The organism is Streptomyces sp. NPDC102406 (genome assembly GCF_044765725.1).
Lineage (GTDB): Bacteria > Actinomycetota > Actinomycetes > Streptomycetales > Streptomycetaceae > Streptomyces.
Window position 1 is genome coordinate 1,787,558 of sequence record NZ_JBIWKP010000001.1, and the last position, 22,607, is coordinate 1,810,164.

A 22,607-nucleotide genomic window follows, 5' to 3' on the forward strand; every position below is an offset into this window, starting at 1 on the left:
GGTCACGGCGCGCCGCCGCACCGCTCGACCAGGCGCGCCGCGATCTCGGGGCGGGCCGCCCAGTGGGTGTGGAGGTAGCTGGCGTGCACGTTCTGCTGGACGAAGCCCTCGACGCGCGCCGCCGGGAGCCGCAGGCCCCACGCGGGGGCGGGCCCCGCGCCCGGCTCCATCACGGTCCGGTGGAACTCGTGGCCGCGCAGCCGGGCCCCGGCCGGGGCGAGGACACTGTCGGAGACGGCGACCGCGTCCCGGTAGCCGAGGGTGAGACGCGGCGACATCCGCGCGTCCGCCGCGAGGACACCGCACATCTCCTGGCCGTCGAGGGACCGGGAGAGGTAGAGCAGGCCCGCGCACTCCGCGACGACCGGGGCGCCCGCGCGGGCCAGCTCCGCGACGGCCTTGCGGAGCTGTGCGTTGGCGGAGAGCTCGGGCGCGTAGACCTCCGGGAAACCGCCGCCTATGACGACCGCCGCCGTGCCCTCGGGAAGGTGTTCGTCGTGCAGCGGGTCGAAGGGGGCGACCCGCGCGCCCGCGGCGGTGAGCAGTTCGGCGTGCTCGGCGTAGGAGAAGGTGAAGGCGGGACCGCCCGCGACGGCCACGACCGGGCCGGGGCCCGAGGGCTCCGTCGTGGTCGCGCGCGCCCCTGCCAGGGCCGGGCTCCACTCCTCCACCGTCAGCGGCGGGGCGGTCCTCGCCAGGGCCAGCAGGCCCTCCAGGTCGCAGCCGTCGCGCACCATGGCCGCCGCCGCGCGCACCGAGTCCACCGCCTCGCCACTGCGCTCGGCCACCGGCACCAGCCCCAGATGGCGGGCGGGGGTGGCCACTTGGGGGGTGCGGCGCAACGCGCCGTAGACGGGGACGCCGACTTCCTCCAGCGCCTCCGTGAGCAGTTCCTCGTGCCGCCGCGAGCCGACCTTGTTGAGGATGACGCCCGCGAGCCGCACCTGCGGGTCGAACGAGGCGAAGCCGTGCACGAGCGCCGCCACCGACCGCGACTGCGACGACGCGTCGACGACCAGCACCACGGGCGCCTTCAGCAGCTTGGCGACATGCGCCGTCGACGCCAGCTCGCCCTGGCCCGACGCCCCGTCGAAGAGGCCCATCACGCCTTCCACGACGGCGAGTTCACAGCCTCGCGCGCCGTGCGCGAACAGCGGGCCGACGAGATCGGGCCCGCACATGTACGCGTCCAGGTTCCGGCCGGGGCGCCCGGTCGCCAGCGAGTGGTAGCCCGGGTCGATGTAGTCGGGGCCGACCTTGTGCGGCGACACGGCGAGACCTCGTTCGGCGAACGCGGCCATCAGACCGGTCGCCACCGTCGTCTTGCCCGAACCCGACGCGGGCGCCGCGACGACGAGGCGGGGCACGTCCACGGACCGCATGCTCACCACTCGATGCCCCGCTGACCCTTCTGGCCCGTGTCCATCGGGTGCTTCACCTTCGACATGTCGGTCACGAGATCGGCGAACTCGACCAGCTTCCCGGGGGCGTTGCGGCCCGTGATGACGACGTGCTGGGTGCCGGGGCGCCCGCGCAACACCTCCACCACCTCGTCCACGTCGATCCAGCCCCAGTGCAGCGGATACGCGAACTCGTCGAGCACGTACAGCTTGTACGTCTCGGCGGCCAGGTCCCGCTTCACCTGCTCCCAGCCCTCACGGGCCTTCTCCTCGTTGTCGGCCTGATCGTCACGCTGCACCCACGACCAGCCCTCGCCCATCTTGTGCCAGGCGACGGTGCCGCCCTCACCGGAGGCGCCGAGGACCTTGAGCGCGTTCTCCTCGCCGACCTTCCACTTCGCCGACTTCACGAACTGGAACACCCCGATCGGCCAGCCCTGGTTCCAGGCGCGCAGCGCGAGCCCGAACGCGGCCGTCGACTTGCCCTTGCCGACGCCCGTGTGCACGAACACCAGCGGCCTGTTGCGTCGCTGACGTGTCGTCAGCCCGTCGTCCGGTACGACACTCGGCTGTCCCTGCGGCATCAGGCGGCCCTCCTGCGGGTCTGGTTCGTTCCCTGTACGTCCTTGACGAGTCCGGCGATGGCGTCGGCCCGCAGCTCCTCCAACGTGACGGCCGAGCCGCCCAGTTGTCCGGCGAGCTGACCGGCTAGCCCGAGCCGCACCATGCCCGACTCGCAGTCCACGACCACGCTGGCCGTGCCCTCGGCGGCGTGCAGCCCGGCCGCACGGCCCGCCAGCTTCACCGGCTCGGGACCGCCCGTGGCCCGCCCGTCGGTCACCACGACCATCAGGGGCCGGCGCGCCGGGTCCCGCAGCCGCTCCACGCGCAGCACCTCGTGCGCCGTGAGCAGCCCGGCGGCCAGCGGCGTACGCCCGCCGGTGGGCAGCGTCGCGAGCCGGGCAGCGGCCGTGTCCACGCTCGACGTCGGCGGCAGCGCCACCTCGGCACCCGCCCCGCGAAACGTCACGAGCCCCACCTTGTCGCGCCGCTGATAGGCGTCGAGCAGCAGCGACAGCACGGCGCCCTTCACGGCGCCCATCCGCTGCCGGGCGGCCATCGAGCCGGAGGCGTCCACGACGAAGAGGACCAGGTTTCCCTCGCGGCCCTCCCGGGTCGCCTGCCGCAGATCGTCACGGCGCACCACGAGCCCGCGCCCGGACCGGCCGCGCGCCCGCTGGTGCGGCGCCGCCGCCCGCACGGTCGCCGCCAGATGCAGCTTGGTCAGAGCACCCCGGGGCCGTACGGCGCCGGTCGTCCTGCCGTGCTCGGTCCGCGCCCGGGACCGCCGCCCCGCGGCCCCCTCGCCCAGACCCGGGACGCTCAGCATCTTCGTCCGGAACGGCTCGCCGGCCGAGACGGCCCGCTGCTCCTGGGCGCCACCGGCCGCGGGAGCGCCCGCGGGGCCCTCCGGGGTCTGCGACGACGGCGACTCGGCACTGTCCTGCGGCTGTCCGTCCCGCTGCTCCCCGTCCCGCTGCTCCCCGTCCTGCGGGGGTCCGTCCTGTCGAGGCTGCCCGCCGCCTCCGCCGGGGCCCCCGCCGTCCGGGCCTCCGTCGTCCGGGTCGTCCGGGCCGTCGGGCTCGGGGTCGTCGGGGCCGAACTCGTCCAGGGTCTCGTCGAGCTTGTCCTCGTCGAGACCCGGCGCGTCGAAGGGGTTGCGGCGCCTGCGGTGCGGGAGCGCGAGCAGCGCGGCCTGCCGCACGTCCTCCGCCAGGACGTCCGTGCGCCCGGCCCACGCGGCGAGCGCGGTCGCGGTCCTGGCCATCACGATGTCGGCCCGCATGCCGTCCACCTCGAACGCGGCGCACGTCGCGGCGATCCGCGTCAACGCCCCGTCGCCCAGGCGTACGTGGGGAAGCAGGGCGCGGGCGGCGGCGATCCGCTCGCGCACCTCGGCCTCCTCGGCGGCCCAGCGCGCGGTGAACCCCTCGGGGTCGTCGTCGTAGGCGAGCCGGCGCTTGACGACCTGGACGCGCTGCTCGGGTTCCCGGGACGCGGCGACCTCCACGGTCAGCCCGAACCGGTCGAGCAACTGCGGTCGCAGTTCGCCCTCTTCGGGGTTCATCGTCCCCACGAGGAGGAAGCGCGCGGCGTGCCGCACGGAGACGCCCTCGCGTTCGACGTAGGAGGCGCCCATGGCCGCGGCGTCCAGGAGCAGGTCGACCAGGTGGTCGTGGAGCAGGTTCACCTCGTCGACGTAGAGAATGCCGCGGTGCGCGTCGGCGAGCAGCCCCGGCTCGAAGGCCTTGACGCCGTCGGCGAGCGCCCGCTCGATGTCGAGCGCCCCGACGAGCCGGTCCTCGGACGCGCCGACCGGCAACTCGACCATGCGCGCGTCCCGTCGGACCCCCGGGCCGGTCTCGTGCGGCCCGTCCGGGCACCGCGGGTCGGGCGCCGCGGGGTCGCAGGAGAAACGGCACCCGGCGACGACGTCCACCGCGGGCAGCAGCGCCGACAGGGCGCGTACGGCGGTGGACTTGGCGGTGCCCTTCTCGCCGCGCACGAGCACACCCCCGACCGCGGGCGACACGGCGTTCAGCAGCAGGGCCAGGCGCAGATCGTCCTGGCCGACGAGGGCTGTGAACGGGTACGGGGTGGTCATCGGACCTCCAGAAAGACGACAGGGCGGGGGCGGCCGAGCCCGGTCAGGGGCGCGGCGAACGGCGCGGGAGGGGGGAGCGGGGCGCTCACGACGGAGCTCCCGGCGGGACGAAGGGCAGCCCCGGGGGAGCCCCGCCCTCGATCAACCGCCACAGCGCGTCCGTGTCGGCGTACCGCTCGATCAGATCCCCCAGTCGGTCCAACTGCTCCTCGCGCAGCGCCGCGAACGAGGTGTCGGGCGCCGGTACGAACCGCCGCCCGGCCGCCGCGGCGACCTCCCGCAGGAACGCCCGCCTGAACCCGTCGGACTCCAGCGACCCGTGCCAGTGCGTGCCCCACACGGCCCCCACCCGGCACCCGTCGAGGAAGGCCTCGCCGCCGAGCACATCGGCGACGCCGTGATGGATCTCGTACCCCTCGACCGGTTCCCCGAGGGCCGTGCCGACGGGCCGGTCCAGCGTCTTGTCGGCCGCGAACCGTACGTGTACGGGCAGCAGTCCGAGCCCGTCCACGACCCCGGCCCGCGACTCGACCTCGTCCTCGATGCGCTCCCCGAGCACCTGGAAGCCGCCGCAGACGCCGAGCACCGGGCGCCCCTCGGCGGCCCGCCGCGCGAGCGCGTCCGCGAGCCCGCGCGCCCTCAGCCACTCCAGGGCCCGCACCGTCCCGCGCGTCCCGGGCACGACCACCAGATCGGCGTCGACCAACTCCTCGGCACGGTCCACGAACCGCACCACGACACCCGGCTCTGCGGCCAGCGCGTCGACATCCGTGAAGTTCGACATCAGCGGCACCGCGCACACGGCGACCCGCAGCACGTCCGCGCCGACGGGCGGCGCCACCACGGACTCGCGCACCGCGCCCCGCAGCGACACCCGCAGCCCGTCCTCCTCGTCGATACCGAGCCCGTGCTGGAAGGGCAGCACCCCGTAAGTGGGCCGTCCCGTAAGGGACTTCAGCATGTCGAGGCCGGGTTCCAGCAGGCTGACATCGCCCCGGAACTTGTTCACGAGGTACCCGGCGAGCAGCTCCTGGTCCTCGGGCGCGAGCAGCGCCGTCGTACCGAAGAACGAGGCGAAGACGCCCCCGCGGTCGATGTCCCCGACCACGAGGACCGGCAGCCGCGCCGCCCGCGCGATCCCCATGTTCACGATGTCGGTGCGCCGCAGGTTGATCTCGGCCGGAGAGCCCGCCCCTTCGCAGATCACGGCGTCATGACTGCCCCGCAACTCCTCCAGGCATCCCACGACGGTGTCGAGCAACGCGCCCTGCCGCTGCCCGTGATAGCCCCGCGCGCTCATCTCGCCCACGGGCTTGCCCATGAGCACGACCTGGCTGCTGCGGTCGCTGCCGGGCTTGAGCAGCACCGGGTTCATCAGCGCGCTCGGCTCCACCCGCGCGGCCTGCGCCTGCATGGCCTGCGCCCGCCCGATCTCGGCGCCCTCGCGCGTCACGAACGAGTTCAGGGACATGTTCTGCCCCTTGAACGGCGCGACCTTCACGCCCTGCCGTACGAGCCACCGGCAGATCCCCGCCGTGACCACGCTCTTCCCGGCGTCCGACGTCGTCCCGGCGACGAGCAGCCCGCCGCCCCGCCGCCCGCTCACCGGCGTCCTCGCAGACGCCTCAGCACCACTTGCCCGGCCACACAGACTCCCCACGCCGCCACACCGACCCGCCGCGACAACCGCGCGGCCCGTTCCACGTCCGACACCCGCACCGCGCGCCCGCGCCCGTTCAGCACGGGCCGGTGCTCGATCCTGCCCCCGTACGCCAAGGTCCCGCCGAGCCGCACCCCGAGCGCCCCCGCGAACGAGGCCTCGACGACCCCGGCGTTCGGGCTCGGATGGGCCCCCGCGTCCTCGCGCCAGGCCCGGGCGGCCTCGCGCGGACGCCCGCCCGTCAGCACGGCGAGCGCCCCGGTCAGCCGCGCCCCCGGCCACCCCGCCACGTCGTCGAGCCGCGCCGAGGCCCAGCCGAACCTGCGGTACCGGGCCGACTTGTGTCCCACCATCGCGTCCAGCGTGTTCACGGCCCGGAAGGCGAGCAGCCCCGGCACCCCGCCGACGGCCCCCCACACCAGCGCCCCCACGACGGCGTCCGAGGTGTTCTCGGCGACCGACTCGACGACGCCGCGCGCGATCCCGTCGGCGTCCAGGCCCTGCGGATCCCGCCCGCACAGGCGCGGCAGCAACTCCCGGGCCAGCTCCACGTCCCCGGCGTCCAGCGCCGATCCGACACCGCGCGCCTCCCGGCCCAGCGAGGTCCCGCCGACCACGGCCCAGGTGGCGGCGGCGGTCAGCGCGACGGAGGCGGCGGGGGAACGGTGTACGGCACGGGCGGCCAGGGCGCCCACCGCGGCGGCGCCACCCGCGCAGACCACGGCGTGCGCGGCGCCCCACCCACGGTGGTCCCGCCACAGCACCCGCTCCACGGCACCCGCGGCCCGGCCGAAAGCGGCGACGGGATGGCCCCGGCGCGGATCACCGAACAGAGCATCGGCAAGGAGACCGGCGGCGGCGCCGTACGCGAAGACGCGCTCGGCCCGCACCGCGCCGCGCAGGGCGAACATGGCGGTAGTTGTCCTCACTCAGGGTGTCCACGCCCTGGTTCGACGAGACCGGCAGCGAGAGTTCCTGGCTCGCCCCTCCCGGCTTCCCGGGCTGGGGCTCACAGTGGCGGGACCGCGCCGGATTCGCACCGGCTTCCTCGTACTGCTGCCGTATATGGCCCGCGAAGTCCACCACGCTGCGCGAAGGCGCGTCAACTTGCCGTTGACCTGGGGGAGGGGAGTGTGGGGAGCTCCACACGCGCGCGGGCGTCGTACGGCCACCACAGGGCCGGAATTCCTCTAGGTGTCGAAATCCGGCCTACCTAGACTGGAAAGCGGCAGACGGAGAGCGGTCCACGAATGGTTGAGGGCGCCTTGCGACGTCGCGGGGCGGATCCGTCCGGTGTCCCTGGGCGGGCCGTCACGGCGGCGCTATGGTGCCTGCACGCGGGCGTGCACTGACGGGGGACGCCGGCTCTCGAGCAGGAGGAGGCCGGTGTGTCCCAAGGGGCGGAGCGTGCTCGGTCATGGCGCGGGAAGGCAGTCGGGCCATGGCGCAGGAGCAGTTACTCCGGAGTGACGGGGGACTGCGTGGAAGTGGCGTTCGGCGAGGCCGAGGTGTGGGTCCGCGACTCCGGGAACCCGGGTGCGGCGGCCCTCGTCCTCCAGCGCGTTCGATGGCAGGCGTTCGTGAGGGCGCTGGGCGGTCCCGGCCCGGGCAGGGCCGGCGGCTGAGCCTGCCGCGGGGGGAGGAGAGCGCGATGACCATGCATTACCTGGCCGAGGCGCGGGAGCGGGCCCACGGTGCGGTGAGCCGCACGGCGCGCGGAGTGGTCCCGCCACGCGGGCTCGTGCGGTTCTGCCTGGCGTGCGGCCTCGCGGCGAGCATCGTCGGCGCCCTGGCCGCCGCACTGGTCCCGGCGGGGCCGGTGCGCGCCGTGGTCTGGGCGCTGATCGCCGCGCTGGTCGCCGCGGCGGCCGGACTGGGCGCCGCTCTGCGCGGCGTCAGGGGCGGCTCGGGGCACCGGGATCCGGCGCCGGATCGGGGCCGGGCGGCGGGGCGTCGACGCTGAGCGGGGACCGTATGCCCTCCGCGCACCGCAGCAGGAGCCGCGTGAACCCGTAGGCGATCGCGGTGATCGGTGACGTGGCCGCCGCGATGACCGACCCCATCGCCCACGGCGACGTCACACCCAGGGCCTGCACCACCACGACCAGCCCCGCGAGCCCGCCGAGCAGCACCAGCGCGCCGCCCATCGCCCAGAACAGCAGGAGCCGCGTCTGGCGGCGGTTCTCGCCCGAGATCTGGGCGTACATCAGCCCGGCGCGCCGCGTCCGCGCGTCGTCGGCCACGACATGGATCACCACGGCCCCGAAGGAGGGCCGCTCCCCGGGGGGCGGCGCGGTGTCACCGGGAGCGGCGTCGGCGGGGGCGGCAGCACCCGTACCGCCCGCGGCATCCGTACCGCTCGCCCCACCGGCCCCCTCGGTGTGGTCGAGCCGGGGAGTCGCGGCCGCGAGGAGCCGCCACCACCACTCGTCGCCTGCGGCCGGCATGTGCGCCTCCTACACGGGCTCTCCAGGGCCCGGCCCGCTGTCACCGCGCGAGGTGCTCACGAGGTGTCGAGCCCGTCCCTGGTCTTGCTGATGAGATCGATGGCCTGGTCGCCGCCGTACGCGATCTCGCGGAGCGATTCGAAGCACTCCTGGTGCTGCACGATCAGTTCGTGGTCGTCGCGGATCGACTGGTTGCCCTGGGACTCCAGGTACAGCAGGTCCTCGTCGTCCGTGAAGCCGAGCAGGATGAAGCTGTTGAGCGTGGCGAAGTGCGCGCCGACGGTGAAGGGCAGCACCTGGACCGACACCCGGGGTCGCTGCGCCATGTCGACGAGGTGCTGCAACTGCCTGCGCAGGACGCGGGGGCCGCCGATCTGCCGGTGCAGGGCCGCCTCGTCCAGGACGAAGAACGTCCACGGCGGAACGTCGTTCTCCAGCGCGCGTTCCTGCCGCTCGGTGCGCAGCTCGACGATCCGCCGGGCCCGGGCCTCCTCCACGTGCGGCTCCAGCATGGCCATCGCGTAGTCCTCGGTCTGGAGCAGACCGGGCACCACGATGGGGTGGTACGTGCGGATGGACGCGGCGGCGCTCTCGTAGCCGAGGTACTGGCGGAAGGCGGGGGTGAGCACGTCGTTGTACCCCGTCCACCAGCTCGGGCCGCGCGAGCCGCGCGCGGCCTCCTCCAGTTCGCGCCGCAGGTCGCCGTCCGCCACCCCGTAGTGCTGGAGGAGGGCCCGCAGGTCGGTCACCGAGATGCTCACCGTTCCGGCCTCGATCCGCATGATCTTGGACAACGACCAGTCGAGCGCCTGGGCCGCGTCGGTCTGCGTCTGCCCGGTCGCTTCCCGGGCCCTGCGCAGTTCGAGGCGCAGCCTGCGCCGGTTGAGGCTGGGGTCGATGTCGCGGGCCATCATCTCTGTCTCCTTGCCGACCGTGTGCCAGGCCCAGTTCGTCAGTCGAGAGCTGGCCAAGTAGTGAACGGAAGCTAGCAGACGGCTGACGGCAGTCGGCTGATGGCGGTACGGGGTCTGGCTAGACGGCTTATGCCAGTCTGCCATATGTCACATTGAGGGAGTCCTGGTGAGGCGGCCTTCTTCCGTCGCCGCCGACGGGTTGCGACATTTGGCAGCGCTGCACCCGTTCAGGTGACAAGTCGAACGCCAAAGCGGGGTGCGGGACGCCGTACGTCCCGCACCCCGCTCGGGTGCCGTGGAGCCCCTACTGCGTTCAGAAGGTGAACGCGGCAGGGGCTGAGCGGCCGTCAGGCCACGATCAGGAAGATGCCGTACGCCACGGCCGCCGCGCACAGCGCGAAGCACAGGTACGCGCCGGAGGTGACGGCCACCGCGGAGCCGCCCCGCTGTGCGGCGGACTCGCGCTTGGAGAGACCCACGATGCCGAGGGTGAACAGGCCCACCAGGGCCACGGTGGTCACGAGGCTGACCCCGAAGACGGAGCCGAGAGCCGCCCAGTCGATCTTCATAGCTGGTTCTGCTTCCTTCTGCGGCGGGGGTTACAGCGTGGCGCCGGCGGGGCGCGCGGGCTCGGTCACGGGCTGGGCCGGGGCGGGGATCGTGGACAGCAGCTCGACGGAGGCGCCGGGCTCCACGGCCGCGACGACCGGCGGCGGGCTGACCGCGGCGACGGCCGTGGTCACGACGCCCGCCGGCTCCGCCGCGGAGTCGGCCGCGTCGGCGGTGACGTTCGTGTGGTCGACCGAGTCGCGGCGCGACAGCCTCCAGATCACCGCGGCGCCACCGATCAGCAGGAGCGCCGTCAGGCCGATGCCCCACGGCCCCTGCTTGGTGAGGAACTCGGCGCCCGCGCCGACCAGACCGGCGGCCGGCAGGGTCAGACCCCACGCGACGAACATCCGGGTGGCGGTCGACCAGCGCACGACACCGCCCTTGCGGCCGAGCCCGGAGCCCATCACGGCGCCCGAGCAGACCTGGGTGGTGGAGAGGGAGAACCCGATGTGCGAGGAGGCCAGGATCGCGGTCGCGGCGCTGGTCTGCGCGGCGAACCCCTGCTGCGGCGCGAGGTCGGTGAGCCCCTTGCCCATGGTGCGGATGATGCGCCAGCCGCCCAGGTAGGTACCCAGCGCGATGGCGAAGCCCGCCGAGACGATGACCCACAGCGGCGGGTTCGCACCGGGGGAGAGGACGCCGCCGGTGATCAGGGCGAGGGTGATGATGCCCATCGTCTTCTGCGCGTCGTTCGTGCCGTGGGCGAGGGAGACGAGCCCGGCGGAGGCGATCTGCCCGGCGCGGTACCCCTTGGCGGTCGCCTTCTGGTCGGTCTTGCGGCTGAGGCGGTAGGTGAGGCGCGTGGCCAGCATCGCGGCGACACCGGCGACGAGCGGCGCGGCGACCGCGGGGAGCAGCACCTTGGTGACGACGGTGCCGCCGTTCACCGAGGACCAGCCCATCGACATGACCGCGGCGCCGATGAGGCCGCCGAACAGCGCGTGCGACGAACTGGACGGCAGCCCGACCAGCCAGGTCAGCAGGTTCCAGAGGATGGCGCCGACGAGCGCCGCGAAGATGACCTCCGTCTTGAGGCCGTCCTCATTGATGATGCCGCCGGAGATGGTCTTCGCGACCTCCACGGAGAGGAACGCTCCGACGAGGTTCAGCACGGCGGACATGGCCACCGCCGTCTTCGGCTTGAGGGCGCCTGTCGAGATGGTCGTCGCCATCGCGTTGGCGGTGTCGTGGAAACCGTTGGTGAAATCAAAGACCAGCGCGGTGACGATCACGATCGCAAGGAGCAGCGTGATGTGTTCCATTTACCCAGGCTTCGGTTGGACGACAGTGGCACGTCGAACGTAAGCAGGCTGGATGAACGGAAGATGAACTGGGCCGGGCCACAGGATGACTCGAAGCGGAGCGCTGCCTCGTCGTCCGGCGTGCGGCGGCGGCGCCGGTTCCGGTTCCGCCCCGCGGACGCCCGGATTCCGGGGTCCGCGGGGCCTGGCGGCGGGTGTGCTCACCCCCGGGCGAATCTCCTCAATTGGTTCATCGAACCGTTGAAGAGATTCTGGTCACCCGGCAGGCTGCCCTTGTGGTGGTACTGCCAGAACGTCCAGTAGGCCCACCCGGCGGGCAGGGGGCCCGCGCTCCGGTCGTAGTGGGCGAGCCACAGGGCGTGGTTGGCGAAGGCGCGGCTGTTGCCGGTGCACGTCTTCCACCAGAGGTAGTTCGTGTAGATCACCGGACGCCGCCCGGTCCTGCGCCTGGTCTCGGCGCTGAAGGACTTGATCCACGAGACCAGCTTCGATCTGCTCAGGCCGTAGCACTTCCGTGAGCTGTACGGGTTGTACTCGATGTCGAGCGCGGGCGGCAGCGTCCACCCGTCCCGCGACCAGCTCCCGCCGTTGCGCACGAAGTACGAGGCCTGGGCCCGGCCCGAGGATCTGTTCGGCAGGGCGAAGTGATAGGCGCCCCGGATGATGCCGGCCTTGCGGGCGCCGTTGTACTGCTGGGCGAAGTAGGGGTTCTTGTACGTCGTCGACTCGGTGGCCTTCACGTAGACGAACCGGGCCCCTTTGCTCTTGGCCCGCTGCCAGTTCACGTGCTTCTGGTGCGAGGAGACGTCGTGCCCCTTCGGCCTGGTCGCGGCCTGTGCGGGGAGGTCGGCGAGGACGGTTCCCGCCAGTGTCAGGGCGGCTACGGACGTCACCGCGGCGACGCGGGCACGGCGGTGGAGCGGTGCGTGGAGGCCGGCGGATGCTCCCTTCTCGCCTGTCGAAGCCGAACCGAGGGTCCTGTGTGGGCGCTTTGTAACCATATGTGACCTTACGATGCCTGACAGGATGCGCTGCATGAAGCAACTCGCCCCGGCGTGGCAAGAATTGGTGACGACGGCTCGCAGGACCGTGAGCGACGGCCTCGTCGTCGGGACCTCGGGCAACGTCTCCGTGCGGGTCGGGGACACCGTCCTCGTCACCCCGAGCGGCGTCCCCTACGACCGGCTCGGCCCGCGCGACCTCGTCGCCGTCGACCTCGACGGCGTCCAGCACACCGGCGCGCTCGCGCCCACCAGCGAACTCCCGATGCACCTCGCGATCTACCGGCACACGGACGCGCGCGCCGTGGTGCACACGCACGCGCTGCACGCCACCGCCGTCTCCACGCTCGTCTCCGAGCTCCCGCCCGTCCACTACATGACGGCGGCCCTGGGAGGGCTGGTGCGCGTCGCTCCCTATGCGACGTACGGCACGGAGGAGCTGGCCGAGAACATGCTCGCCGCCCTGGCCGGGCGCACCGGCTGCCTGCTCCGCAACCACGGGACCGTGACCTACGGGGCCACCCTCGACGCCGCCTACGACCGGACCGCACAGCTCGAATGGATGTGCCGGCTCTGGCTCACGGCCCACTCCGTCCCCGGCCGCTCCCCGTCCCTCCTCACCGACGAGCAGCTACGTGAGGTGGGGGAGCGGTTGCGGGGATACGGGCAGCCGGGCGACGCCTGAGCGGGTCGCCCGGGCGGCGCCCGACCCCGCGCGGAAATCCCGTCCCACCCGCCCCACCGTCCTCTGCCCGTCACTCCCACCCCCCGCCCCACTGGCCCGGGCGGGCCCGTCCGTCGACACTGGACGGGTGCGTACCGCCAAAGCGACGGCAGCAGCCGTCACCGCCGTGCTCGGAGCCTCCGCCGCCGCGATCGCCGTCGGCCGGCTGGCCAGCGACGCCGCGCTCAAGGCGCCCGCGGGACGCCCCCTGCCCACGGAGCCCAGACTCACCGTCCACGGCGTCGCCGCGGGACAGATCACGCTGACCCGCGATCTGTCCTCGCTGCGCCCCGGCACGTACGGGCTCGCGGGCGACGGCTGGCACGCCGTCGTCGGGCCCGTGATCGAGTCGGCGCCGCACGCCGCGGACACGGTCGTCCGGCGGCTGGAGCGCGTCACCCACGGCCTGCTCGAACCCGGCGCCAGGGCCTGGCTCACGCCGCAGGTGCACCTCGGCGACCCGAAGTCCGCGCTCGGCCTCGACCACGCCGACATCGACGTCCCCGGCGAACTCGGAACCCTGCCCGCCTGGTACGTGCCCGGAGTGCGCGACACCTGGGTCATCACGGTGCACGGCCTCGGCACCACCCGCGAACTCCCCCTGAACGTGCTGGGGTTCCTGCACCACCAGCAGTTCCCCGTGCTCGACCTCGCCTACCGCGGCGACCTCGGCGCGCCCCGGCCCCCGGACGGGCTCGGCCACCTCGGAGCGACGGAGTGGCGCGACCTGGACGCGGCGATCCGGCACGCGGTGCGCCACGGCGCCCGGCGCGTCATCCTGCACGGCTGGTCGACCGGGGCCGCCATGGCCCTGCACGCCGCCGCGCACTCGGCGCTGCGCGACCGCATCGCGGGCCTGGTCCTCGACTCCCCGGTGCTGAGCTGGGAGGCGACGCTGCGCGCGCTGGCCGGCGCCCGGCGCACCCCGGCCGCGCTGCTCCCGCTGGCGGTCCGGGCCGCGCAGGGCCGCACCGGCCTGGGCGGCGACCGGTACGCCGAGGCGGCCGACCCGGGCGCCCTCAGGGTGCCCACGCTCCTCGTGCACGGCCCCGACGACGAGGTGGCGCCCTGGGCGCTGTCCCGGAGGCTCGCCGACCGCCGGCCCGATCTGGTGACCCTGCACAGGGTCGACGACGCCCCGCACAGCGCGATGTGGAACGCGGACCCGGGAGCGTACGAGGAGACGCTGCGGCGCTTCCTGACCCCGCTGATGTGAGCGGCGCCGACCCCGAACACGCACTCCCGTTTGGGAATTCGCGGGGTCACCCTGGACACTGCTCCAGTGACGTCCCGTACCCCGCGCGACTCCAGACTCCGACTCGTCAGCCCGCGCCGCCAGCCGCTGGCCGCTGCCGCCCCACGCGCAGCGGTCCGACGGCCCGCGCCCCGTCCGCCGGAGGGCACCCCGCCACCCGCCGAGCTGGCCCGTGCCGCCCGGCAGGGACTCGCCGCGGCCGTCCGCGTGGCGCGCTGGGCGGACACCACGCTGAGCCCCGGCAACAGCACGGGCGCACGCGACGGCAAAGGCACCCTCTCGGACGCCACCGCGCGCCGCGCCGCCGCCGACCTGGGCCTGACCGTGGCCCAGGTCCGCGCCGACTGGGACACCGCACGCCTCGCCGGACTCGTCGAGGTGCACGGCGACACCGCCCGGCCCGGCTGGCGGCTGCGCGTCTGGGACCGCGACGACACCGCCGTGCTGCGCGGCTGGGTCGCCCTGTTCGACGCCTGGTCCCTCGTCCACCCGGCGCCGGACTCCCTGGAGCCGGCCGCGGTGGCCGAAGTCGTCGAAGCGGTACCGCAGTTGCTCTCCTTCTGCCAGCTCATGGCGGGCCCGGTGCCCACCGCGCAACTCCTCGACCTCCTCGACCAGCGCGTCGGCGAGCTGCGCGCGGAGCGCTGCGAGATCCCCTACGGGCCGCAGCCGGAACCGGTGCCGCCGCAGGACACCCCGCTCCTGCCGCTGCTCGACTGGGCGCTCGCGGGCCTCGCCGCCGTCGGCGCGCTGACCTACGCCGACGAGCAGGCCACGCTCACCCCGCTGGGCAGTTGGGCGGTCTGGGTCAAGCTGGAGCAGATCTGCGTCGCCGCCCAGTCCCCGGCCGGGAACATCGAGGTGTCCGCCGAGGACATGCTGCGCGGCTGCGCGCGGCTGCGGCCCAACGCGGCGCGCGCCGAGTACCGCGCCTGGCTCGCCGCCCGTGACGTCGGCAACGCCGTCACCGAGCTCCTCGACGCCGCCCGCGGCGAGGACGCCCTGCTGCGCGGGCTCGCCTTCGAGGCGCTGCGCGTCGTCGGGGCGCCGGCCGAGCCCGAGGTGCGCCGTGCCGCCGAGGAGCCGGGCCTGCGCGCCTACGCCCTGCTGTGGCTGGCCGAGTACGAGGGGGCCGACCCGGAGGACGTGCACACCGTGCTCACCCGCGAGGAGGCGACCTGGCTGTGGGTCGACACGGCCGCGGCCGTCGCCGACCACGGCGAAGCGCCCTTGCTCGTACGGCACTTGGAGTCCGCGGTGCAGCCGACCGTGCCCGCGCTGATCGAGGAGGTCCGCGCCGTCGGCCACCCCCGCACGGTCCAGGTGCTGGTGGCGCTGGCCGCCGCCCACCCCGACCCGGCGCTGGCGAAGGCGGTCCGCCGGGCGGCGTTCCAGGTGCACACGGGCGGCGCGTGACCGGACGTCTGTGCGAGGCGCCTGGGGAAGTCGTTTGCATCCCCCCGTTAAACTGGTGCGCATGACGTTTCTTCTCTGGGTGGTTTAGCGGCGCCGACCGGCCCTCGCCCTGTCAACCAGCCGTAACCCTGTCCTGGAGCACCCCCGTGATCACCGCATCCGGTATCGAACTGCGCGCCGGCGCCCGCATCCTCATCGAGAACGCCTCTTTCCGTGTCGCCAAGGGCGACCGCATCGGCCTGGTCGGCCGTAACGGTGCGGGCAAGACCACCCTGACCAAGTGCCTCGCCGGTGAGGGCGTCCCGGCCGGCGGCACCATCACCCGCTCCGGCGAGGTCGGCTACCTGCCGCAGGACCCGCGCACCGGTGACCTCGACGTACTGGCCCGCGACCGCATCCTCTCCGCCCGCGGCCTGGACACGCTGATGCGCAAGATGCGCGAGAACGAGCAGCGCATCGCCAACGGCTCGGGCGCCACCCAGGCCAAGGCGCTCAAGCAGTACGAGCGCCAGGAGACCGAGTTCCTCACCAAGGGCGGGTACGCCGCCGAGGCCGAGGCCGCCACCATCGCCGCCGCCCTGAACCTGCCCGACCGGGTCCTCGGCCAGCCGCTGCACACGCTCTCCGGTGGTCAGCGCCGCCGCATCGAGCTGGCCCGCATCCTCTTCTCGGACGCGGACACCCTGCTCCTCGACGAGCCGACCAACCACCTCGACGCCGACTCGATCATCTGGCTGCGGGACTACCTGAAGACGTACAGCGGCGGCTTCATCGTGATCTCCCACGACGTCGACCTCGTCGAGACGGTCGTCAACAAGGTCTTCTACCTGGACGCCAACCGCTCCCAGATCGACGTCTACAACATGGGCTGGAAGCTCTACCAGCAGCAGCGCGAGGCCGACGAGAAGCGCCGCAAGCGCGAGCGCCAGAACGCCGAGAAGAAGGCCGCGACGCTCAACGCGCAGGCGGACAAGATGCGCGCCAAGGCCACCAAGACCGTCGCCGCGCAGAACATGGCCAAGCGCGCCGACAAGCTGCTCGCCGGGCTCGAAGAGGTCCGCCGCTCCGACAAGGTCGCCAAGCTGCGCTTCCCCGACCCCGCGCCCTGCGGCAAGACGCCGCTGATGGCCGAGGGCCTGTCGAAGTCGTACGGCTCGCTGGAGATCTTCACCGACGTCGACCTGGCCATCGACAAGGGGTCCAGGGTCGTCATCCTCGGCCTCAACGGCGCGGGCAAGACCACCCTGCTCCGACTGCTCGGCGGCGCGGAGAAGCCCGACACCGGCCGGGTCGTCGAGGGCCACGGCCTCAAGCTCGGCTACTACGCGCAGGAGCACGAGACCCTCGACCCCGAGCGCACGGTCCTGGAGAACATGCGCTCCTCCGCGCCCGACCTCGACCTGGTCGAGGTCCGCAAGGTGCTCGGCTCGTTCCTCTTCTCCGGCGACGACGTCGACAAGCCGGCCGGCGTCCTGTCCGGTGGTGAGAAGACCCGGCTGGCCCTGGCGACCCTGGTGGTCTCGGCGGCGAACGTGCTGCTCCTGGACGAGCCGACGAACAACCTCGACCCCGCCAGCCGCGAGGAGATCCTCGGTGCGCTGCGCACGTACAAGGGCGCGGTCGTCCTGGTCACGCACGACGAGGGCGCCGTGGAGGCGCTCCAGCCGGAGCGCATCATCCTGCTCCCGGACGGTGTCGAGGACCTGTGGGGCCAGGGGTACGCGGACCTCGTCGCCCTTGCCTGACGCGCCGCGCACGCGTCAGCACGGGTTGATCGAATGACTGATCCACTGGGTATGGATCATTCGGCCGATCCGTGATCCTTCATCTGAGTGAGATCGCCTCGTACCGAGGTGTGTCATACACGGATTTCGTCGTCGCCGGGTCTCTCCGGGCCTTGCGCCGCCCGCCCGGCGCTGACCTGCCGGTTTACCGGTACGAGTGGTTCCGGACGCCGGGAAAGGCGTCCGGAATTTCTTGTTCCACTCGTGTTGATCGCTTCGACATCCGCAATTGTGCGCTCACGGACCTTGCCGAATGGCTGGCCATTAACGCCACGAGGGGTGATCATGGGAATTCCAGAGCGCACTTCCCATGAGGAGGCACGGGTGGCCGAGACTCTGAAGAAGGGCAGCCGGGTGACCGGCGCCGCGCGCGACAAGCTCGCGGCAGACCTGAAGAAGAAGTACGACTCCGGTGCGAGCATCCGGGCGCTGGCCGAGGAGACCGGCCGCTCGTATGGCTTCGTGCACCGGATGCTCAGCGAGTCCGGAGTCACGCTGCGAGGTCGCGGCGGGGCCACACGAGGCAAGAAGGCCGCGGCGAACTGACGCGGACGGCCTGCTCCGCAGGTCGCACGGCTCGTCTGGCTCACTGGTTCCTTCGGTGACCACCCGGTCGATCGGCTGATCGGCCGGGTGGTTACTGTGCAGTCACTTATGACCGCGCAGACTCGGAGGTCCAGATGACCCTGCCCGCACCGCTCCTCGACAAGGACGGAGTCCGGCTCACCGTCGACGACGCGATCGCCACGGTGACCCTGAGCAACCCGGACAAGCGCAACGCCCAAAGTCCTGCTCTGTGGCGGGCGTTGGCCGAAGCCGGGAGCTCGCTGCCGGGCTCCGTGCGGGTCGTCGTGGTGCGCGGCGAGGGCAAGTCCTTCTCCGCGGGCCTGGACCGCCAGGCGTTCACGCCCGAGGGATTCGACGGCGAGCCGTCCTTCATCGACCTGGCACGCGGCGGCGAGGAGGTTCTCGACTCCACGATCGCCGAGTACCAGGAGGCGTTCACCTGGCTGCGGCGCGGCGACCTGCTCTCCGTCGCCGCGGTCCAGGGGCACGCGATCGGGGCCGGGTTCCAGCTCGCCCTCGCCTGTGACCTGCGCGTCGTCGCCGACGACGTGCAGTTCTCCATGCGCGAGACCAGCCTCGGCCTCGTACCCGACCTCACCGGTACGCACCCGCTCGTCTCGCTCGTCGGCTACGCCCGGGCGCTGGAGATCTGCGTCACCGGGCGCTACGTGCACGCCGAAGAGGCCGTCGCCAGCGGCCTGGCCAACGTCGCCGTACCCGCCGACGAGCTGACCGGCGCGACCCAGGACCTCATCGCCGCACTGCTGGCCGCCCCCCGGGACGCCGTGATCGAGACCAAGACCCTGTTGCAGGGCGCCGCCCGCCGCACACTCGACGAGCAGCGCACCGCCGAGCGCGCCGCGCAGGGCCGCCGCCTGCGGGACCTGGCCGGCCTCGGCGACTGACCCCACCACCCGAACAGCCCCTACGCCCGCGCCGGATCCCGCACCGTTCGCGGCGCGACCTCCGTGACCAGCACCGCGACGGTCGGGCCGTCCGGCAGCGCCGCCGTCACGGCCTGCCGGACGGCTCGCGCCACGTCCAGGGCACGGGACCCGGCCGACACCACCAGCTCCACCCGCACATGACGCCGCGGCAGCGCCGCCGCGCCCGTCCGCTCCTCGACATGGATCGCGCGGCCGAGACCGCCCAGGGTGCCCGTCAGCCGGGCCACACCCGGCACGGCCAGAACCGCCTGCGCCGCGCGCGCCTCGTCACCGGAGAGGGAGGTCGGCTTCGCCGGTTCCTCCGTGGCCGCTTCCGGCTCCTGCTCCGTCCTCTCCGCCTCGGCCTCCAACAGCCCCGTGACCTGGAGATCCACCTCCGTCACCACCAGGCCCAGCGCCTGCGCGGCCGCCTCCGCGAGGGCCGCGCGCAGCCGCTCCGTGGACCGGGGCAGCGGCTCGTCGGCCGTGGCCGCGCACTCCGCCTCGATCCGCAGCGGTCCCGGCGGCAAGGCACTCGGCGGGGCCGGCACCGCGGCCTCGTACGTCCCGTCGGGATCGGCCTGCGACAGCCGTACGGAGCCGAGGCGCACCCCCCGCACCTCGGCCACCGCCCGGCGCAGCACGTCCCGCGCCGCGGCCTCCGTGATCCACGCTCCGTCACCCGGCCCGCCCAACGGCAGCAACCTGCCGATGCCGAGCTGCTGCCGTACTGCCTGTGCCCATCGATCTACGGTCATTGCCCCAGGCTGCCCCATCCCGGGCGCGGTGCCGGGTAACCGCACTTAATGTGGGCGAAAGAAAGCACACCCCACCGAGATCACACCTCACAGAGGGGACGGTCCGATGAGCGACACCGCGCAGCAGTTGGGCGAGACGCAGACATCCTCCACCGCAAAGGCCAATGTGACGAAGCGGGGCGGAGGCGACCCCGCGAGCCGGGGGCGGACCACCATCGCCGACGGCGTCGTCGAGAAGATCGCCGGTCTCGCGGCGCGCGACGTGGACGGCGTCCACGCCATGGGCAGCGGCATCTCCCGGACGTTCGGCGCCGTGCGCGACCGGGTGCCCGGCGGCGGCAAGTCCGTGACGCGCGGCGTGAAGGCCGAGGTCGGCGAGGTACAGACGGCCCTCGACCTGGAGATCGTCGTCGAGTACGGCGTCTCGATCGCGGACACCGCGCGCGCCGTCCGGGAGAACGTCGTCGTGGCCGTCGAGCGGATGACCGGGCTCGAGGTCGTCGAGGTGAACATCGCCGTCAGCGACGTGAAGCTGCCGGACGAGGAGGACGACGAGCCGGAGACGAAGCTCCAGTGAGACCCCGATGAGACCAGTACCCGCCCGCAGCGTACGCAAGAGGAGCGCACGATGAATCTGGCCGTGGTCGGCATGATCGCCGGCATGGCCCTCGCATTCGCCGGATACTTCGGCGGCTTCGGGGCCTTCCTGCTGGTGGCGGCGCTCGGCGCCATCGGTTTCGTCGCCGGCCGGTTCCTCGAAGGGGACCTCCAGCCCGGCGAGTTCTTCCGCTCGCGCGGCGACCGGAGGGGGTGACCTGTGGCGACACAGGTCGCGCCTGCCGAACGCGGCGCGACCCGGATCGCCGACCGGGTCGTCGCGAAGATCGCCGCGTACGCGGCACGTGAGGCGCTGGACGGGGTTCCGGACGACGGCGCGCCACCGCACGCCACCGTCGCCGTGCACCACGACACGGCCCGGGTCCGGATCAGCATGGAGCTGGACTACCCCACGGACATCGGCGCCAGGTGCGGTGCCGTACGGCGTCAAGTGGCCGAACGGGTAAGGACGTTGGTGGGCATGGAGGTGCCGGAGGTGGCCGTCGAGGTCGAGCGGCTGCACCCGGACCGTGCGCACCGAACCGACCGGGGGAGGATCCGGTGAGCGAACCCACCCAGCGGCTGCCCGTCGTCGAGCGGGCCGAGGAGGACCCCGGCGGCCGGGCGGCGACCACGGTCCCCGACGCGTCGCACGCCACCCCGGCGGGCGGAAGGAAGTCCGGCCGCTTCTGGTCGGCCCGCCGTATCCCGGCCGCGCTGTCCGCACTGGTGCTCCTCGGCGCTCTGGGCATCCTGCTCTACGACATCGCGTCGGTCCGCAGTGGACGCCCGGCCATGCAGTGGCGGCGCACCCTCGCCGAGGAGCTCGCCCGGCGTCCGCTGGACGACACCGCCGTCCTGATCGGCGCGGGCGTCGCCGCCGCACTCGGCCTGTGGCTGCTCCTGCTCGCCCTGACCCCCGGGCTGCGCCGGGTCCTGCCGATGCGCCGCGCCCACCCCGAGGTGCGGGCCGGTCTGCACCGGGACGCCGCGGCGATGGTGCTGCGCGACCGGGCCATGGAGGTGGCGGGCGTGCAGTCCGCGCGCGTCCGGGTGAAGCGCTCCAAGGCCAAGGTGCGGGCGGTCTCGCACTTCCGTGAACTGGACGACGTACGGGCCGAGTTGAACTCCGCGCTGGGCGACGGCATCAAGGGGCTCGGGCTCAGCAAGGACCCCAGGCTCTCGGTGCGGGTGGCCCGGCCGGGCAAGAAGGGATGAGCGGCGTGCTGAGAACCGTCAACCGGATCGTGCTCGGACTGCTCGGCCTGGTCCTGCTGCTCGTCGGCGGGTCCGTGCTCGCCGTGGGCCTCGGCGCGAAGCCGCCGTCCTGGTGGGTCTACGACAGCCGCAAGGACGTCCTGCTCGGCGTCGCCGACCGGCAGCGCTGGCGGGACGAGGGCTGGTGGTGGCCGACGGTCATCGCCGTGCTCGGCGTGCTCGTGCTGCTGGCGCTGTGGTGGCTGGTGGCCCAGTTCCGGCGCCGCCGGCTCGCCGAGGTGCTCGTCGACACCGGGGACGGCGAGGGCGCGCGGCTGCGCGGCCGGGCGCTGGAGAGCGTGCTGGTGAGCGGCGCCGAGAACGTGGACGGTGTGGAGCACGCCGGTGTCGTCCTGACCGGCCGCCGCTCGGCGCCCAGGGCCCGCGCCAAGCTCGCCCTCGCGCCGCACGCCGCACCCGGCGAGGCGCTGTACCGGCTCGGCGAGGACGCGCTGGCCAGGGCGAAGGAGTCCGCGGGCCTGGCGTCGCTGCCGGCGGAGGTCCGGCTGCGGGCGGTCAAACACCGTGCGGAGCGCGTGAGTTGAGCGACGCCCTGCCGGCCGGTGCGGTAGGCGCCGCACGGGCCGGCAGGGCGTTGCGGGGTGATCAGAACCCGTGCCGGTACCCGCCGTCGACGGGCAGCATGACGCCGGTCAGATAGGACGCGGCGGGCGACAGGAAGAACGCGGCGGTCCGGCCGAACTCGGCCGGGGTCCCGTAGCGCCGCAGCGGGATCTTCGACTCGTTGGCCACCCGGGTGGCCTGCGGGTCGGCCGACATCGCGTCCAGCTCGCGGACGCGGTCCGTGTCGATGCGGGCGGGCAGCAGCCCGAGGACGCGGATCCCGCGCGGGCCCAGCTCGTCGGCGAGGGACTTGGCGAACCCGGCGAGGCCCGGCCGCAGCCCGTTGGAGATGGTCAGCCCGGGGATCGGCTCGTGCACGGAGCCGGAGAGCACGAAGGCGATGACGCCGCCCTCGCCGAGCTCGGCCGCGGCGGCCCGTGCGAGCCGCACCGCGCCGAGGAACACCGACTCGAACGCGGACTGCCACTGCTCGTCCGTGTTGTCCGCGACGAAGCCGGGCGTGGGCCCGCCGACACTGACGAGAATCCCGTCGAAGCCGCCGAACCGCTCACGGGCGACGGCGATCACCCGCTCCGCGACCCGCGGGTCGGCGTTGTCGACGCCGATCCCCACGGCGTTCGGGCCGAGTTCGGCGGCGGCGTCCTCGGCCTTCTGCTCGTCGCGCCCGGTGATGACGACTTTCGCGCCGTCGGCGACCAGCTCGCGGGCGGCGGCGTTGCCGAGGCCGCGGGTGGCGCCGGTGACGACGTAGACACGGTCCTTCAGTCCAAGATCCAT

At 73.4% G+C, this 22,607-nt stretch carries 25 protein-coding genes and 1 riboswitch; of the genes, 13 read left to right on the plus strand and 12 right to left on the minus strand.

Features of this window, described 5'->3' with window-relative positions; genetic code table 11:
- Positions 1 to 2: 2 nt before the first annotated feature.
- The 5 genes from ACIRF8_RS08205 to ACIRF8_RS08225 form a co-directional block, all read right to left on the minus strand.
- A complete protein-coding gene (locus ACIRF8_RS08205) occupies positions 3 to 1,382 on the minus strand; it encodes a cobyrinate a,c-diamide synthase (RefSeq protein WP_404212042.1) in 1,380 nt (459 codons plus the stop codon).
- 2 nt (positions 1,383 to 1,384) lie between these two features.
- Positions 1,385 to 1,984, minus strand: a complete 600-nt coding sequence (gene cobO, locus ACIRF8_RS08210) for a cob(I)yrinic acid a,c-diamide adenosyltransferase (protein ID WP_404212044.1) — start codon at positions 1,982 to 1,984, stop codon at positions 1,385 to 1,387.
- Complete coding sequence (locus tag ACIRF8_RS08215; RefSeq protein WP_404212046.1) at positions 1,984 to 4,065, minus strand: putative cobaltochelatase; 2,082 nt, start codon at positions 4,063 to 4,065, stop codon at positions 1,984 to 1,986. The genes cobO and ACIRF8_RS08215 overlap by 1 nt, the downstream gene beginning before the upstream one ends.
- Before the next feature lie 85 nt (positions 4,066 to 4,150).
- Positions 4,151 to 5,671: a cobyric acid synthase gene (locus ACIRF8_RS08220; protein WP_404212048.1), complete on the minus strand. Its 1,521-nt coding sequence runs from the start codon at positions 5,669 to 5,671 to the stop codon at positions 4,151 to 4,153.
- On the minus strand, positions 5,668 to 6,615 hold the full coding sequence (locus ACIRF8_RS08225) for a cobalamin biosynthesis protein (protein WP_404212359.1): 948 nt from the start codon (positions 6,613 to 6,615) through the stop codon (positions 5,668 to 5,670). Before ACIRF8_RS08225 ends, ACIRF8_RS08220 begins: the two co-directional genes overlap by 4 nt.
- Positions 6,616 to 6,673: 58 nt before the next feature.
- A riboswitch (cobalamin riboswitch) is annotated at positions 6,674 to 6,816 on the minus strand.
- A 297-nt stretch (positions 6,817 to 7,113) separates the two neighbouring features.
- On the opposite strand from ACIRF8_RS08225, the gene ACIRF8_RS08230 reads away from it, so the two are divergent.
- Positions 7,114 to 7,350 carry a DUF397 domain-containing protein gene (locus ACIRF8_RS08230; protein ID WP_404212050.1) on the plus strand — a complete coding sequence of 79 codons (237 nt, stop codon included), beginning with the start codon at positions 7,114 to 7,116 and terminating at the stop codon, positions 7,348 to 7,350.
- Positions 7,351 to 7,376: 26 nt separating this feature from the next.
- Positions 7,377 to 7,688, plus strand: coding sequence for a hypothetical protein (locus ACIRF8_RS08235; RefSeq protein WP_404212052.1), 312 nt, complete (start codon positions 7,377 to 7,379; stop codon positions 7,686 to 7,688).
- Here the strand turns inward: ACIRF8_RS08235 and ACIRF8_RS08240 are convergent.
- The 5 genes from ACIRF8_RS08240 to ACIRF8_RS08260 form a co-directional block, all read right to left on the minus strand.
- A complete protein-coding gene (locus tag ACIRF8_RS08240; protein WP_404212054.1) occupies positions 7,621 to 8,172 on the minus strand; it encodes a hypothetical protein in 552 nt (183 codons plus the stop codon). The two genes, ACIRF8_RS08235 and ACIRF8_RS08240, sit on opposite strands and share 68 nt — an antisense overlap.
- Before the next feature lie 56 nt (positions 8,173 to 8,228).
- Positions 8,229 to 9,083: a helix-turn-helix domain-containing protein gene (locus tag ACIRF8_RS08245; RefSeq protein WP_404212361.1), complete on the minus strand. Its 855-nt coding sequence runs from the start codon at positions 9,081 to 9,083 to the stop codon at positions 8,229 to 8,231.
- A 350-nt stretch (positions 9,084 to 9,433) separates the two neighbouring features.
- Positions 9,434 to 9,655, minus strand: coding sequence for a hypothetical protein (locus tag ACIRF8_RS08250; protein WP_404212056.1), 222 nt, complete (start codon positions 9,653 to 9,655; stop codon positions 9,434 to 9,436).
- A gap of 30 nt (positions 9,656 to 9,685) precedes the next feature.
- Positions 9,686 to 10,960: an anion permease gene (locus ACIRF8_RS08255; RefSeq protein ID WP_404212058.1), complete on the minus strand. Its 1,275-nt coding sequence runs from the start codon at positions 10,958 to 10,960 to the stop codon at positions 9,686 to 9,688.
- Between the two features lie 200 nt (positions 10,961 to 11,160).
- Positions 11,161 to 11,853, minus strand: a complete 693-nt coding sequence (locus ACIRF8_RS08260; RefSeq protein ID WP_404212060.1) for a lysozyme — start codon at positions 11,851 to 11,853, stop codon at positions 11,161 to 11,163.
- A gap of 142 nt (positions 11,854 to 11,995) precedes the next feature.
- Between ACIRF8_RS08260 and ACIRF8_RS08265 the strand changes: the two genes are divergently transcribed.
- The 6 genes from ACIRF8_RS08265 (at position 11,996) to ACIRF8_RS08290 (ending at position 18,612) form a co-directional block, all read left to right on the plus strand.
- Positions 11,996 to 12,646 carry a class II aldolase/adducin family protein gene (locus ACIRF8_RS08265; RefSeq protein WP_404212062.1) on the plus strand — a complete coding sequence of 217 codons (651 nt, stop codon included), beginning with the start codon at positions 11,996 to 11,998 and terminating at the stop codon, positions 12,644 to 12,646.
- A gap of 127 nt (positions 12,647 to 12,773) precedes the next feature.
- Positions 12,774 to 13,901, plus strand: a complete 1,128-nt coding sequence (locus ACIRF8_RS08270; protein ID WP_404212064.1) for an alpha/beta hydrolase family protein — start codon at positions 12,774 to 12,776, stop codon at positions 13,899 to 13,901.
- A 66-nt stretch (positions 13,902 to 13,967) separates the two neighbouring features.
- Positions 13,968 to 15,356 carry a hypothetical protein gene (locus ACIRF8_RS08275; RefSeq protein ID WP_404212066.1) on the plus strand — a complete coding sequence of 463 codons (1,389 nt, stop codon included), beginning with the start codon at positions 13,968 to 13,970 and terminating at the stop codon, positions 15,354 to 15,356.
- 146 nt (positions 15,357 to 15,502) lie between these two features.
- Positions 15,503 to 17,101: an ABC-F family ATP-binding cassette domain-containing protein gene (locus tag ACIRF8_RS08280; protein WP_404212068.1), complete on the plus strand. Its 1,599-nt coding sequence runs from the start codon at positions 15,503 to 15,505 to the stop codon at positions 17,099 to 17,101.
- 363 nt (positions 17,102 to 17,464) lie between these two features.
- Complete coding sequence (locus ACIRF8_RS08285; RefSeq protein WP_324772334.1) at positions 17,465 to 17,686, plus strand: helix-turn-helix domain-containing protein; 222 nt, start codon at positions 17,465 to 17,467, stop codon at positions 17,684 to 17,686.
- A gap of 134 nt (positions 17,687 to 17,820) precedes the next feature.
- The gene (locus ACIRF8_RS08290) at positions 17,821 to 18,612 is read left to right on the plus strand and encodes an enoyl-CoA hydratase/isomerase family protein (RefSeq protein ID WP_404212070.1); all 792 of its coding nucleotides are present in this window, start codon (positions 17,821 to 17,823) and stop codon (positions 18,610 to 18,612) included.
- Between the two features lie 20 nt (positions 18,613 to 18,632).
- Here the strand turns inward: ACIRF8_RS08290 and ACIRF8_RS08295 are convergent, their stop codons facing one another.
- Positions 18,633 to 19,391, minus strand: coding sequence for a nucleopolyhedrovirus P10 family protein (locus ACIRF8_RS08295; RefSeq protein ID WP_404212072.1), 759 nt, complete (start codon positions 19,389 to 19,391; stop codon positions 18,633 to 18,635).
- A 106-nt stretch (positions 19,392 to 19,497) separates the two neighbouring features.
- Between ACIRF8_RS08295 and ACIRF8_RS08300 the strand changes: the two genes are divergently transcribed.
- The 5 genes from ACIRF8_RS08300 to amaP are packed head-to-tail and all read left to right on the plus strand — an operon-like array spanning position 19,498 to position 21,790.
- Positions 19,498 to 19,968 carry an Asp23/Gls24 family envelope stress response protein gene (locus tag ACIRF8_RS08300; RefSeq protein ID WP_404212074.1) on the plus strand — a complete coding sequence of 157 codons (471 nt, stop codon included), beginning with the start codon at positions 19,498 to 19,500 and terminating at the stop codon, positions 19,966 to 19,968.
- Between the two features lie 51 nt (positions 19,969 to 20,019).
- Positions 20,020 to 20,205 carry a hypothetical protein gene (locus tag ACIRF8_RS08305; protein ID WP_404212076.1) on the plus strand — a complete coding sequence of 62 codons (186 nt, stop codon included), beginning with the start codon at positions 20,020 to 20,022 and terminating at the stop codon, positions 20,203 to 20,205.
- 3 nt (positions 20,206 to 20,208) lie between these two features.
- Positions 20,209 to 20,553 carry a hypothetical protein gene (locus ACIRF8_RS08310; protein ID WP_404212078.1) on the plus strand — a complete coding sequence of 115 codons (345 nt, stop codon included), beginning with the start codon at positions 20,209 to 20,211 and terminating at the stop codon, positions 20,551 to 20,553.
- Positions 20,550 to 21,206 carry a DUF6286 domain-containing protein gene (locus ACIRF8_RS08315; RefSeq protein WP_404212080.1) on the plus strand — a complete coding sequence of 219 codons (657 nt, stop codon included), beginning with the start codon at positions 20,550 to 20,552 and terminating at the stop codon, positions 21,204 to 21,206. Before ACIRF8_RS08310 ends, ACIRF8_RS08315 begins: the two co-directional genes overlap by 4 nt.
- Positions 21,203 to 21,790 carry an alkaline shock response membrane anchor protein AmaP gene (gene amaP, locus ACIRF8_RS08320; RefSeq protein WP_404212082.1) on the plus strand — a complete coding sequence of 196 codons (588 nt, stop codon included), beginning with the start codon at positions 21,203 to 21,205 and terminating at the stop codon, positions 21,788 to 21,790. The genes ACIRF8_RS08315 and amaP overlap by 4 nt, the downstream gene beginning before the upstream one ends.
- 61 nt (positions 21,791 to 21,851) lie before the next feature.
- Here amaP and ACIRF8_RS08325 read toward each other — a convergent pair whose 3' ends face one another.
- Positions 21,852 to 22,607, minus strand: coding sequence for an SDR family oxidoreductase (locus tag ACIRF8_RS08325; RefSeq protein ID WP_404212083.1), 756 nt, complete (start codon positions 22,605 to 22,607; stop codon positions 21,852 to 21,854).